The sequence below is a fragment of the Streptomyces sp. NPDC002232 genome (assembly GCF_042890295.1).
GTDB lineage: Bacteria > Actinomycetota > Actinomycetes > Streptomycetales > Streptomycetaceae > Streptomyces.
Map to the genome: position 1 here is coordinate 881,007 of NZ_JBIARV010000003.1, position 12,255 is coordinate 893,261.

11 protein-coding genes are annotated in these 12,255 nt (G+C 73.3%); 4 read left to right on the top strand and 7 right to left on the bottom strand.

Features of this window, described 5'->3' with window-relative positions; all coding sequences use genetic code 11:
- Positions 1 to 61 precede the first annotated feature (61 nt).
- The 6 genes from ACFYXU_RS16385 to ACFYXU_RS16410 all read right to left on the bottom strand — a co-directional run bounded on the left by ACFYXU_RS16385 (position 62) and on the right by ACFYXU_RS16410 (position 7,902).
- On the bottom strand, positions 62 to 916 hold the full coding sequence (locus tag ACFYXU_RS16385) for an ABC transporter permease (protein WP_376507920.1): 855 nt from the start codon (positions 914 to 916) through the stop codon (positions 62 to 64).
- Positions 913 to 1,983: an ATP-binding cassette domain-containing protein gene (locus ACFYXU_RS16390; RefSeq protein ID WP_389458090.1), complete on the bottom strand. Its 1,071-nt coding sequence runs from the start codon at positions 1,981 to 1,983 to the stop codon at positions 913 to 915. Before ACFYXU_RS16390 ends, ACFYXU_RS16385 begins: the two co-directional genes overlap by 4 nt.
- Before the next feature lie 118 nt (positions 1,984 to 2,101).
- On the bottom strand, positions 2,102 to 2,257 hold the full coding sequence (locus ACFYXU_RS16395) for a VenA family class IV lanthipeptide (protein ID WP_329857790.1): 156 nt from the start codon (positions 2,255 to 2,257) through the stop codon (positions 2,102 to 2,104).
- A gap of 145 nt (positions 2,258 to 2,402) precedes the next feature.
- Entirely contained in the window at positions 2,403 to 5,111 is a 2,709-nt protein-coding gene (gene lanL / locus ACFYXU_RS16400) for a class IV lanthionine synthetase LanL (RefSeq protein WP_389458092.1), read from the bottom strand.
- A gap of 154 nt (positions 5,112 to 5,265) precedes the next feature.
- Complete coding sequence (locus ACFYXU_RS16405) at positions 5,266 to 6,759, bottom strand: PHB depolymerase family esterase (protein ID WP_389458094.1); 1,494 nt, start codon at positions 6,757 to 6,759, stop codon at positions 5,266 to 5,268.
- A gap of 237 nt (positions 6,760 to 6,996) precedes the next feature.
- Positions 6,997 to 7,902 (bottom strand): LysR family transcriptional regulator, encoded by a 906-nt coding sequence (locus tag ACFYXU_RS16410; RefSeq protein ID WP_389406764.1) that lies wholly within the window; start codon positions 7,900 to 7,902, stop codon positions 6,997 to 6,999.
- Between the two features lie 140 nt (positions 7,903 to 8,042).
- Between ACFYXU_RS16410 and ACFYXU_RS16415 the strand changes: the two genes are divergently transcribed.
- Positions 8,043 to 8,867: an inositol monophosphatase family protein gene (locus ACFYXU_RS16415; protein WP_389458096.1), complete on the top strand. Its 825-nt coding sequence runs from the start codon at positions 8,043 to 8,045 to the stop codon at positions 8,865 to 8,867.
- Between the two features lie 45 nt (positions 8,868 to 8,912).
- Complete coding sequence (locus ACFYXU_RS16420; protein WP_389458098.1) at positions 8,913 to 9,509, top strand: NADPH-dependent F420 reductase; 597 nt, start codon at positions 8,913 to 8,915, stop codon at positions 9,507 to 9,509.
- Between the two features lie 67 nt (positions 9,510 to 9,576).
- On the opposite strand, the gene ACFYXU_RS16425 is transcribed toward ACFYXU_RS16420, so the two are convergent.
- Positions 9,577 to 10,167 carry a TetR/AcrR family transcriptional regulator gene (locus ACFYXU_RS16425; protein WP_376507914.1) on the bottom strand — a complete coding sequence of 197 codons (591 nt, stop codon included), beginning with the start codon at positions 10,165 to 10,167 and terminating at the stop codon, positions 9,577 to 9,579.
- Positions 10,168 to 10,416: 249 nt separating this feature from the next.
- Between ACFYXU_RS16425 and ACFYXU_RS16430 the strand changes: the two genes are divergently transcribed.
- Both ACFYXU_RS16430 and ACFYXU_RS16435 read left to right on the top strand, forming a co-directional pair.
- A complete protein-coding gene (locus ACFYXU_RS16430) occupies positions 10,417 to 11,361 on the top strand; it encodes an alpha/beta hydrolase family protein (RefSeq protein ID WP_389458100.1) in 945 nt (314 codons plus the stop codon).
- Positions 11,362 to 11,538: 177 nt separating this feature from the next.
- Positions 11,539 to 12,210 (top strand): DUF4232 domain-containing protein, encoded by a 672-nt coding sequence (locus tag ACFYXU_RS16435; RefSeq protein WP_389458102.1) that lies wholly within the window; start codon positions 11,539 to 11,541, stop codon positions 12,208 to 12,210.
- Positions 12,211 to 12,255 lie beyond the last annotated feature (45 nt).

Sequence of the window (12,255 nt, forward strand, 5' to 3'; positions counted from 1 at the left end):
GACCGGGGGGAAGGGGGACACCCGGCGCTGCGTCGCCGGGTGAGGGGGCGTCAGGCAGACGTCATTCGGGGCGGTTGAAGCGGTGCGCCGCCCACGACAGCGCGAGGGCCCCGGTGGCGAGGAGCACCCCCGCTTCGAGCAGCAGGGGCGGCTGCCGGCCGGCCCACTCGATCCCGGCCGTCGCCGCCTGGTCCGGCACCCGGAGCCCGATCGTGCGGCGGAGGAGATCGACCGCGTACGCGAGCGGATTGACGTCCGACAGGACGCGGGCCCAGGCGGGCAGGGAGGTGAGCGGGAAGAAGCCGCCCGAGAGGAACAGCAGCGGCATCATCACCACGCCGAGCAGCGTGTGGAACGTCTCGGCCCTGCGCAGGCTCACGGCCAGGGCCAGGGCCAGGGCGGTGATGGTGAACGAGGCCAGGAGCATGCCGGCGAGAAGCAGCACCAGCAGCACCGGGTCGTACGGCAGACCCACCACACCCACCAGGGAGAGCAGCACCGCGCCCTGGACCGCGGCGGTCAGGGAGCCGCCCGCACAGCACCCCAGGAGCAGGGTGGAGCGGCGGACCGGGGCCATCAGCAGCTCGCGCAGATAGCCGCTCTGTCGGTCCGTGATGAGACGGATGCCGACCATGATGGCGGGGGTCTGCACCGTCATCATCAGCATGCCCGGGAAGAGGTACGTCTGGTAGCCCACGCCCAGGGACGACACGGGAATGAGCGCGGCCAGGCCGCCGCCGAGGATGAACAGGTAGAGCACCGGGTGCAGCACCATCAGCGCGGTGTGGCTGCGCTGGTACGCCAGACGCAGCAGATCCCGGTGGACCAGCGCGTGCACCGCGCGCAGTTCGAGCCGCAGGCGGTGTGCCCGCCCTTCTCCGGCGCGGGCCGGAGGCTTCCACGCGACGGCGGTCATCGGCCACCGCCCGCGGCAGCCGCGGCCGGGCCCATGCTGCGGCCCGTGTGGTGGAAGAAGACGTCGTCCAGCGTCGGCGGCGTCGCGGACGCGGCGCGCACCGCGATCCCCGCCGCCTCCAGTGCCGCGCAGAGCCGGGGGATCCAGGCGCTGCCGCCCGGCACCCGCAGCCGGATGCCCTCCGCGTCGACGTCGACCGCGTGGCCGGGGGGCGCGAGGCTGCGGACGATCCGCTCCGCCGACGTGTCGTCGTCGGTGCGCAGCACGACCAGGTCGTCCCCGATCCCGGCCTTCAGCGCGAGGGGCGCGCCCTGCGCCACCAGCCGGCCGCGGTCGATGATGGCGATCCGGTCGCAGTGCTCCGCCTCCTCCAGGTAGTGGGTGGTGACGAAGAGGGTGCTGCCGTGCTGTGCGCGCAGCGTGCGCAGGTGGTCCCAGACCTGGGCGCGCGCGTGCGGGTCGAGGCCGGTGGTCGGCTCGTCGAGGAACAGGACCTCGGGGGCGTGCAGCAGCTGGCGGGCGATCTCCAGTCGTCGCCGCATGCCGCCGGAGAAGGTGCGCACGAGGGAGCGGCGGCGATCGGCCAGTCCGGCCGTGTCGAGGACCTCCGCCGTCCGCAGCCGGGCCTGTCGGCGGGGCAGTCCGTAGAGCCGGGCGTGGATGTGGAGATTCTGCTCCGCCGTCAGGTCCGGGTCCACGGCGCTGTGCTGGAACAGCATCCCGACCCGCCGCCGCACCTCGTGGGGCTGGGTGAGGACATCGGCACCGGCCACCGTGGCGCGGCCCGAGGTGGGGCGGGCGAGGGCGCACAGCAGGGCGATGGTGGTGGACTTCCCGGCGCCGTTGGGACCGAGGAAGGCGAACGTCTCGCCCCGTTCCACGTCCAGGTCCAGGCCGCGCACCGCGTGGGTGCTCTGCCCGTCCGGCCCCGGGTAGCTCTTGACGAGACCGCGCGTACTGACGGCGTACGCGGTCTCGGACGGAGGGTGCGCGGGGGAGGGGCTCGTGGGCACGGCTGTTCCGACGCCCGCCGGGGCGAGTGCGTCGGGGCCGGTCTGTCGTCGCATGTGGTCTGGTCCTCGTCTGTACGCCGCTGCTCCGGCTCCGGCCGCGGCCCCTGCTCGGGTGGACGACTCCGGCCGGCGGCTGCCCGGGACAGCCACCGGCCGGATGGTGCCGACGGTGCTACGCGCAGCTGATGCCGATGCAGACCGTGTTGAGGAGGGTCAGCAGGCCGACGCACTCACAGGTACCGGCGAACGGGGCGCCGTCGACGCCGACCGGGTCGGTCTCCGGGAGGGCGTGCAGGCGGGCCAGCAGCTCGAGGTCCTGGTTCTCCATCGTTCTCTCCTTCTTCTGTGGTGGCGGCAGCACTGTTCTGCCGCTCGACCCGGCATCCGGAACGTCCAGCGCCGGGAGTCTGTGGGGCGGATCCACACGGGGGCGGGGCGGGGACGACGTCGCGTGCGCGGTCGTCCCGTCCCGGCTATCCCGGCTGTGTGACCAGCCAGTGCCGCGGGCCGCCGTGGCGGAGCCGCAGGAGGAAGGCGAGGATCCCCGCGGATCCGTCGCTCCAGCTCGTGGAGACGTCCCCGTACTCGTTGGGGAAGACGACCTGGCCCCGGCGGCGGGTCCGCTCGGCCAGGAGCAGGCCGGCGAGCTCCTCGGCCCTGCCGTGGTGGACGCGGTCCCCCGTGGCGTCGGCCATGTCGAGGAGGAAGTCGCCGTTCCCCGCGAGGCCGTGGCACTGGGTGAGCGCGGCGCGCGAGGCACGTTCCGTGACGGCGTACGTGCTGCGGTGGGCGAGGTCGCCGAACCTGTCGTCGCCGGTGACCTGCCACAGCCGGAGGAGGAAGGTGCCGATCCCCGCCGAGCCGTGGCACCAGTACGGGGCCGTGGGCACGTCACCGGCCTGGGAGGGCCACTGGGCCGTCTCGCCGGTCCGCACGGCGGCGGCCACGAGGTCCTCGCCGACCTCCAGCGCCAGCTCCCGGTGGTCGGACCGCTGGGAGAGGCCCGAGGCCGCCAGGAGGAAGCAGCCGACGCCGGACGTCCCGTGGGCGAAGCCGAGATAGCGCTTGCCGCCCTCCGGGGAGTCGGCCTCGGCGGGGACGGGCCAGCCCACGCCGCCGGACGAGCGCTGTGCGGCGGCCGCCAGCCGGTCGGCCGCGTCGACGACGACCTCGGCGAAGCGCGCGTCCCCGGATCGCTGCCACAGGTGCAGGGCGGCGATGCCGCCGCCCGCCGTGCCGTGGGTGACGTCGTGGTGCGGTGTCACCAGTTGCGGCGCGAGGGCCAGGGACAGCGCGTGGTCGACGAGCCGACGGTCGTCCAGGGCGCGCCCCGCGTCGTACAGCGCCCACGCGGTGCCGCGGCCGCCGAAGTGCAGCCCGGGACGCGGGGAGGCGAGCTCGGTGCGGTCCGCGATCCAGTGGCCCGCGGTGGAGAGCAGTCCCGGCAGACGCGGGTCCTCGGTGAGGGCGTGGTACCGGGTCAGGACGGCCAGGACTCCGGCCGCGCCCTGCTGGACGGTGCAGGGGTCGCTCTCCCCGGCCTGGGTCGACACGGGCCACAGCCGCCGGTCGTCCTTCGGGGTCATCGAGTCGACGAGGTGGTCCACGAGCCCGGCGATGGCCTCGTCGAGCGCCCCGGCCGCGCCACCTTCCGGAGCGCCCGCCACCGCACGGCCCGACGGTGTCCCGACCGTGGCGGCCGCTCTCCCGGGCGGCTCCGCCGGGACCGCCTCGCGCAGCGCCTCGCGGGCCGCGGCGGGGTCCCAGCGCTCCGCGGGATCGTCCCGCATCAGGCCCAGGATCATCTCGACGATGGCGTCGGGGAGCCGAAGCGGCCCGGTGCACGCCGCCAGCCAGTCGGCGAGCCGGCTCTCGTCCGCTCGGCCGGCCGGCTCCTCGGCCAGGAGGTTCGGCACCTTCCCGGCCAGGACGAAGCACACGGTGGCACCGAGGCTGTAGTAGTCGGCCGTCCGGGACACGGGCGCGTCGGCCAGCCGCTCGGGCGCGCTGAACCCGGGGGTCCCCACCCGGGTCGGGAGCGCGGTCTCGTTCTCCAGCACGGCCAGTTCGAGGTCGATGAGCCGCAGTTCACCGTCTGGGCGCACCATGACGTTGGCCGGGGTGAAGTCCCGCAGGACCAGTCCACGGGCGTGGGCCGCCGCCACCAGCTCCACCAGACGCTCGGCCTGGGCCAGCGCGTCGGCGCGGTAGCGTTCGCCGCCCACGTCGCGGAAGCGCTCGGCCACCCAGGTGCGCAGGGTCACGCCCGGCACCTCGTCCTGGGCGAGGAAGAAGTGCCCGCCGTGCTCGAACACGGCCACGGCCTCCGGCGCCAGCCCCGTGCCGCCGAGTCTCTCCAGCGTCCGGGCCTCGGCTCTCAGCCAGTCCCGGACGTCACCGCCGGAGGCGTCGCCCTCCACGTGCGGGCGGGCCTCCTTGATCACCACGCCCGCGCCCGTCCGGGCGTCGCTGCCCCGGTACACACCGCCCTTGTTCGTCTGCCGGATCGCCTCCCGCACCTCGAAGCGGCCACCGAGCACCACGGGACGTGCCGTCGTCCCCTCCCCGCCGCGCGGCGCCACCGGAACCGCGGCGGGGAACGGACAGACGGCCCAGGGCGGCGGGGAGTACTGGCCCGTGCGCTTGTCCTCCACGGGGTTGCCGTCGGGGTCCAGCATGAACCAGACCAGCAGGCCGTCCTCGGACAGCCGGCGCCGCCCGACGAAGGAGCCGTAGCGGTAGTGGACCAGGCTGCGGACGGCGTACGGCTGGTCCGACAGGATCCGGGGGCCGACGAGTCCCGCCGTGGCCGCGTGCAGCTCCTGGGCGAGCGCGGCCGCCTCCGCGTCGGAGCGGGGGTAGACGGTGATGAACTTGCCCGAGCTTCCCCGGGGCGTCGCACGGGAGTTGAGCGCGCCGACCTGCTCCAGCGACCGGGCGAACTTGAATCCCGAACGCTCCCGCAGCAGTACGCCCAGGGCCTTGGTGAGGACCGCCGGCGCGGACGCGGCCGTGGCCGACACGTGCAGCTTCCACCCCTGGTCGCGCGGGGTCCCGCCCAGGGCGGCGACCCGGCACCACATCTCATCCGCCTCGACCGCCCAGCGCGCACCCGTGCCCGTGGCGTGCAGCGCCTGGCGGAGGAGGTCCTCCAACTCGACTTCGGTGGTGTGGCTCGTCATTCCGTGTCCCTCTCAACGGTGCGACCGCTGACGGGAAGGTGCCCGGTGACATAAACGGACCAACACACACCCAGCCTTATTCACTAGGTTCAGCGAGCGCGCGACGTGATCATCGTCGGAGGAGGCGCGCCCGGCGCAGTGACCGGCGCATTTGTCAGACGGAGCAGCCGGAATCGGCCACGACGTAGTACCCGGGCGCCGTCTGCCGGAGGGTGTGCGTGGTGAACGTGTTCCACAGCCCCATGGCCTGGCCGGAACCCGTCGCATAGGTGGAGCCGCCGCTCTGGTACGCGCGCCCGGCGACGGTGTGGTCGTAGTTGCTGGAGGTGTGGCAGGTGGGCGTGAATCCGCTGGTGGTCGCGGTCACGGCGGCCGAGACGGTGCCCACCGCACCCGCGCCGTCGACGGCGGCCACCGTGTAGCCGTACGCCGTCCCCGTCGCCAGACCCGTGTCGGTGTAGGCGGTCGAGGTGGTGGTGCCCACCTTCGTCCCGCCCCGGTGGACCTGGTACGAGGTCGCCCCGGCCACCGCGTTCCAGCCGAGGGACACGGTGGTGCCGGTGGTCGAGGTGACGGCGAGTCCGGTCGGTGCGGGCAGGGAGCCGGGTCCGGGTTCCTGCCCCGGACCGTCGAGCCCCCAGAAGCGTGCCGTGTGGTAGCTGGAGCAGATGGTGTCGAGGTAGTAGGTCCCGGTGGCGCCGCACTGGTCGGGGCCGCTGCCCGGGTCGACCGCGAGGCCGTGGGGCATGCCGGAGACCGAGTAGACCTGCACGGCGGGGTGGCCGGAGGCGTCGTCGTACTCGGTGAGAGTGGTGCCCCCGCCGAGGCCCTTCGTCCGCGTGGGCGTCTGGCCGACGCCCCAGACGTCGGTCCACTGGTCGCGCAGCTCGGTGGCGTTGGCCGGCTTCACGGTGGTGTCGGCGGTGCCCTGCCAGATCGCCACCCGGGGCCAGGAGGTGGTGCCGGCAGGGGCGGCGGAGCGGACCAGGGCACCCCATTGCGCGGGGGTCTTGTCCGGCGGGCTGTACATGCACGTGTACGCGGTGGACACGCTCGTCGCGCAGGACGCGGGGAGCCCGGAGTCGACGGAGCCGCCCGCGAAGACGTCCGGGTAGGCCGCGAGCAGGTTGGCCGTCATGCCGGCTCCGGCGGACAGGCCGGTGACATAGACCCGCCGGGCGTCGCCGCCGTACTGGGTGAGGGCCTTGTCGACCATCTGCCGGATCGAGAGGGCCTCGCCCTGGCCGCGTGCGCTGTCGCCGGGCTCGAACCAGTTGAAGCAGGAGTTGGCGTTGTTCGCGCTGCTCGTCTGCGGGAGGACCAGCGCGAAGCCGTAGCTGTCGGCGAACTTCGGCCAGCCGGAGTTCGCGTAGTAGTCGGCGGCGCTCTGCGTACAGCCGTGCAGCGCGACGACGAGCGGCGCACCCGCGGGCAGCGCGTCGGGCACGTGGGCGTACATGGAGAGGTTGCCGGGGTTGGAACCGAAGCCGGTGACCTGGGTCAGCCCCGCAGCGGACGCCGGAGGGCCCCCGGCGACCAGACCGCAGGTCAGGGCCAGCGCCCCGGCGGCGGCGGTGATCCAGCGGCGGACACCTCCCGCGGGGCGGCGGAGCTTCGGGAAGCGGTGCGGAGGATGCGGCTGTCCCATGACTTGGGCCTCCTGTCGGGATGGGCACGGGTGCACCGGCCGACGGCGGGGGAGCGGTCGGTGTGGCGTGAATCATCGGGGCCCCCGCGACACCGGGACATGGGCCGGACGGACAGCCTTGTCCCGGTCTCTGTGTGACGGCGCTCCATGGCAGCACCGGAGGCCGCCCGGGTATCGCCTGCGGCGCATCCGGGCGACGGCGCGCCGGGAAAGGGGCGGGCGGCCGTGCCGCGTCGGTTACGGCGTCCCGCCTGCGGCCAGTGCGGTGCGTGCCAGTGCGCGCAGCCAGGTGTGGGCGTGGTCGGTGTCGTAGCGCTGGTGCCATGACAGGTAGACCGGTGCCGAGGGGAGGTCGAGCGGCAGGGGGAGTACGGCCAGGCCGAGGTCGGCGACCGCGGTGCGGGTGGTGACCTCGGGGACGCTGATCACGAGGTCGGTGCCGCGCGCGAACTCCAGCGCGGCCGCTTCCGTGGGGGCGGCCACCACCACCCGGCGGGTGAGGCCGAGGCGTGAGAGGGCCTCGTCGACGGCATCCGCGAGGTTCCCGCGCCGCGAGACCGTGGCGTGTTCGGCGGCGGCGTACCGCTGTGCGGTGACCTCGCGGAGTCGGGTGAGGGGATGCCCTTGCCTCACGACGGCGACGAGACGGGTCTCGCCCACCTGCTCGGCGCGGATGTCCGGTGCGCTCGGGCGGTTGGCGTTCGCCTCCAGATCGACCTCGCCGCGCCGCAGTTCAGGGGTGTCGGTGCTCGACTCCGCGACGAAGCGCAGCCGTACGCCCGGGGCCTGTCCGCGTACGGCCGCGAGCAGCGCGGGGCCACAGAGGCCGACCAGCGCGTCGTGCCAGCGGAGGGTGAAGGTGCGTTCCAGCGTCGCCGGATCGAGTTCACGGCTCGGTGCCAGGACGCCCCGCACCTGGTTCAGCAGCTCGTGCACCTGCTCCCGGACGGCGATCGCGTACGGCGTCGGGGTCATCGTGCGGCCGGTGCGCACCAGGATCTGGTCCCCGGTCGTGCGCCGGATCCGGCCCAGACTCCGGCTCATCGCGGGCGCGGTGACGTGCAGGCGTGCGGCCGCCCCGGCCACGCTGCCCTCCTCGAGCAGCGCGTCGAGCGCGGTGAGCAGGTTCAAGTCCAATTGCACGGGAGTCATCCCAGCCGTGTTTGACATGCACTTGATGCTAATGGAGTGGGTGCGTAGCGTCGTCACCACGGCGCGGGACGGAGTCCACGGACCGGCCCGCCGACCTCTTCGACCACCCCTGCTCAGACGGGAGTTCCACCATGTCCGAAACCCTTCAGACCGCTGACTCCACCGTCGTCGTCTCCGACGCCGACCTGCTCGCCGGGACCGCGGCCGCCGTGCACGAGGCCGGTGCGGCCCTGCGCGAGCGGTTCGGCGAGGTGGTCCCGTACCAGACCCGCGAAGAGCTGATGAGCGCGCTCGCCGCCAACGACGACACCGCCCTCCGCATCCTGCGCCCCCGCCTGACGCGCATGCGCCCGGACGCCGGCTGGGTGGAGGACGAGCTGGACGGCGGCGCGCTGCCGGCGGGCGAGTGGTGGGTCGTGGATCCGGCCGAAGGCAACGTCAACCACCTGCACGCCCTGCCCGAATGGGCGGTGACCGCCACCCTCGTACGCGACAACCAGCCGGTGCTCACCGTGGTCCACCTGCCGATGACCGGCCAGACCTACACCGCGCTCGCCGGCGCGGGCGCCCACCTCGACGGTCGCCCCCTGCGCGTCGCCGGCACCGAGGACCTCGGTCTGAGCGTGGTGGCCACCAGCCAGGCCCGGCCCGACGAGGACGAGGACGTCGTCCGGCGCGTCGGCTCCTCGATCACCGCGATGCTCTTCGACGCGCTCGTCGTCCGTGTCGCCGTGCCCGCGACCCTCCATCTGCTGAACGTGGCCGCGGGTCGGATCGACGCCTTCTGGCAGTTCTCCGGCGCCCGTGCGGACCTGCTGCCCGGCGCGCTGCTCGTCGCCGAGGCCGGCGGGCGGATCTCCGACGCCGAGGGTCGCCCCTGGACGCCGCAGAGCGCAGGATTCCTGGCCGCCGCGCCCGGCGTCCACGCCCAGGCCGTCAGCACCCTCTCCTCCTGACCGAACGCCACCCCACCCGCACACAAGACAAGGGACCAGAATCTCGTGACCACGATCGCAGTTCTCGGAAACGGCCGCGTCGGCGGCAACCTGGCCACCGCCCTGACCCGCGCGGGGCACGAGGTGACCGTCGCGGACAGCACACCGGGCGCCGCCGCCGACGTCGCCCGGCGCGCCCGGATCGTCATCAACGCCACCCCGGGTGCCGGCTCCCTCGAACGGCTCGCGGCCCTGCGCGACGAACTGCGCGGCACCGTCCTCGTCGACGTCTCCAACGCCACCACCGACGGACCGGACGGCCTGCCTTCCGACCTCCTCTACCCCGGTTCGAGCCTCGCGGAGCAGCTCCAGGAAGCGCTCCCCGAGACGCACGTCGTGAAGACCCTCAACACGATGCTCTTCCCCGTGATGACCGCGCCGACCCTGCTCGGTCAGACGCCCACGGTGTTCCTCTCCGGCGAAGACGCCCAGGCCAAGAGCACTGTGCGCGTACTCCTCGGCGACCTCGGCTGGCGCGACGAGTGGATCAGCGACCTCGGCGGGATCAGGACGGCCCGCGCGACGGAGGCCGCGATCCTGTTCGTCCCCCACGTGATCCGCTCCGGCGGATTCGCCCCCTTCGCCGTCTCGATCACCCGCTGACCCGCGCGCGCTCGCCGCCGGATACGCGCCGCGAGCGGTGAGTGCCCTCCTCGCGCGGGCGTGGCGCTCAGTGGCCTTGCCGCAGGCCCGTGAGCAGGAGCGCGACCAGCCGGCGCGGATCGTAGCGGGGGTCGGTGTCGGTGCCGAGACAGAGGTTTCCGATGCCGCGCATCAGCTCGTAGGCGTCGAGGTCGGAGCGGGTTTCGCCGGCGGCGACCGTGGCCCCGAGGAGCTCGGCGCACACGGGGACCAGGCGCTCCAGGAACGAGGCGTGCAGGGTCTCGAAGCCGGCGCTGTCGGCCTGCATCGCCGCGGCCAGGCCGTGTTTCGTGACCAGGAAGTCGACGAAGAGGTCGATCCAGGACTCGAGGGCGGTGAACGGAGTCGGGCCGGCCGCCAGCAGGGCCGGTCCTGCCTCGGCGCAGGTGTCGACCTGGTGGCGGTAGACGGCGATGACGAGGTCGGCCCGGCTGGGGAAGTGGCGGTAGAACGTGCCGAGTCCGACACCGGCCCTGGCGGCGATCTCCCGGACCGGCGCGTCCACGCCCGACGTGACGAAGACGGCGGCGGCGGCCTCCAGGAGTGTCTGCTGATTGCGGCGGGCGTCCTTGCGCGGGGAGGCGGCCGAACTCCCCTGGCGCAGGCTGCTCTCGTTCACCTCTGCACTCCTCCTCAAGACACTCTTGCAAAGCGGAACAACGTTCCGTATCGTAAGTGGAACAAGGTTCCGTTTCGTCGAATGATGTCAGACCACGGGGCTCGTGGCCAGTTCGTGCTGTCCGTGACCCCTGGGGGAGTCGCGAGAACACGCGAGCTCCCCGGCTCCCGCCACGCCGGAATCCGCGCGCCGTCACACGACGGCCGCCGGGTCGCCGCTGGGCGAAGACTCCGATCGGAAGGCACTTCCATGTCCCACTCGAACGCCCTGATCGCCCGGAATCCCGCGGACGGGACCGCCTCGGTGATTTCGCTGAAGCCGGTCGTCCTGACCGCCTCTGACGGCCGGGGCGCGGACCTCCAGGTGCGGGTGTCCGCGCCCGTGTCCGGCGGAGATCTGCCCGTCGTGGTCTTCTCGCACGGCTACGGCTGGTCGATGGACGGCTACGCCCCCCTGGCCGACCACTGGGCCGCGCACGGTTTCGTGGTCGTCCAGCCGACCCACCTGGACTCCCGGACGCTCGGCATTCCCGCCGAGGACCCCCGCACCCCGCGGATCTGGCGCCATCGCATCGAGGACATCACGTCCGTACTGGACGGACTCGACGTCCTGGAGGCCTCCGTCCCCGGCCTCGCCGGGCGGGTCGACGCGAGCCGCATCGCCGTCGCGGGCCATTCCTGGGGCGCGCAGACCGTCAGCACCTTGCTGGGCGCACGCGTCCTCGACGCCGACGGCACGCCCGGCGAGGACCTGTCCGACCCCCGCGTCAAGGCGGGGGTGCTGCTGGCGCTGACCGGCCTGGGCGACGATCTGACCCCGTTCGCCGCCGAGCACTTCCCGTTCATGAGGCCGACGTTCGACGCCATGACCCCTCCGGCCCTCATCGTCGCCGGTGACCAGGACCAGTCCCACCTCTCCACCCGAGGACCGGACTGGTTCACCGACCCGTACACGTACAGCCCCGCCGACAAGACCCTGCTCACCCTGTTCGGCGCGGAGCACTCGCTCGGTGGCATCGTCGGCCGGGAGGTCGCCGAGACCACCGACGAGAATCCGGCACGCGTCGCCCTGATCCAGACCCTCACCACGGCGTTCCTGCGGGCGTCCCTGCTGGGCGACGACGCCGACTGGAAGGCGGCAGGCGCCGCACTTCAGGAAGAGTCCGCCCCGCTGGGGGAGTTGAGGAGCAAATGAGCAACCAGCCCACCGTCGACGGTCGATCTGCCTTCTCCCACCGGCCGTGGGGCGCCGTGATCCGGCATCGGCCGTGGTGAATTCGGGGACGCGCCGTCACAGAACCGTGAAGCACGCGCGCGAACCTGGTGTCCACCACAGCGCGATTCGTGCGCTGTCATCGGGGGGAGTACCACCATGAGCACCGTTCGCAGAGCCGCCGGCGTCGTCCTCGTCGCCGCCTCCGCCCTGGCCCTGACCGCCTGCGGGCCCTCCGAGGACGGAACCGCGGGCGGACCCGCCGCGCCCCCGGCGACACCCTCGGCCACCAAATCCCCCTCCGCACCGGCGAAGCCGTCCACGCCGCCCGTGAAGCCGTCCACGCCCGCGAAGCCGTCCGCACCCGCGAAGCCCTCGGCGACCGCCGCCTCGGTCCCGCCGTCGACCGATCCGGACTACGACGTCTTCCCGTGCAGCACCTACGACCTGACGTTCACCGCGAACCTGGCCGAGCCCACGACCAGCAGCTACCTGCTGAAGGTCACCAACAAGACCGGCAAGCCGTGCCGGGTGATCGGCCACCCCGTGGTGACGTTCGGCGCCCTCGACGGGCGGGCCAAGGCGCGCGGCGCGGCCCCGGGCATCGAGGAGGCCATCAGGCTGGCACCGGGGCAGTCCGCCTACGCGGGCCTGATGGGCGGCCTCAAGGGCGCCGGGAGTCAGACGGTCTCCTCGATCGCGATGACCATGGAGACCGACTCCGACCTGAAGCAGGTACCGCTCAAGGCCTCGACGCCCGGCCTGAACGTGTCCGACGGCAACTCCGTCACCGCGTGGATGGACAACGCCGAGGACGCGCTCAGCCTGTAGAGGCGGTGGGCGTCGGCAGCCGGGGCCCAGCGGTCGGCTGCCAGT

Coding starts and splice junctions, on each gene's coding strand:
- ACFYXU_RS16385 (WP_376507920.1), bottom strand. CDS start 916: ATGACCGCCGTCGCGTGGAAGCCTCCGGCCCGCGCCGGAGAAGGGCGG.
- ACFYXU_RS16390 (WP_389458090.1), bottom strand. CDS start 1,983: ATGCGACGACAGACCGGCCCCGACGCACTCGCCCCGGCGGGCGTCGGA.
- ACFYXU_RS16395 (WP_329857790.1), bottom strand. CDS start 2,257: ATGGAGAACCAGGACCTCGAGCTGCTGGCCCGCCTGCACGCCCTCCCG.
- lanL (WP_389458092.1), bottom strand. CDS start 5,111: ATGACGAGCCACACCACCGAAGTCGAGTTGGAGGACCTCCTCCGCCAG.
- ACFYXU_RS16405 (WP_389458094.1), bottom strand. CDS start 6,759: ATGGGACAGCCGCATCCTCCGCACCGCTTCCCGAAGCTCCGCCGCCCC.
- ACFYXU_RS16415 (WP_389458096.1), top strand. CDS start 8,043: ATGTCCGAAACCCTTCAGACCGCTGACTCCACCGTCGTCGTCTCCGAC.
- ACFYXU_RS16430 (WP_389458100.1), top strand. CDS start 10,417: ATGTCCCACTCGAACGCCCTGATCGCCCGGAATCCCGCGGACGGGACC.
- ACFYXU_RS16435 (WP_389458102.1), top strand. CDS start 11,539: ATGAGCACCGTTCGCAGAGCCGCCGGCGTCGTCCTCGTCGCCGCCTCC.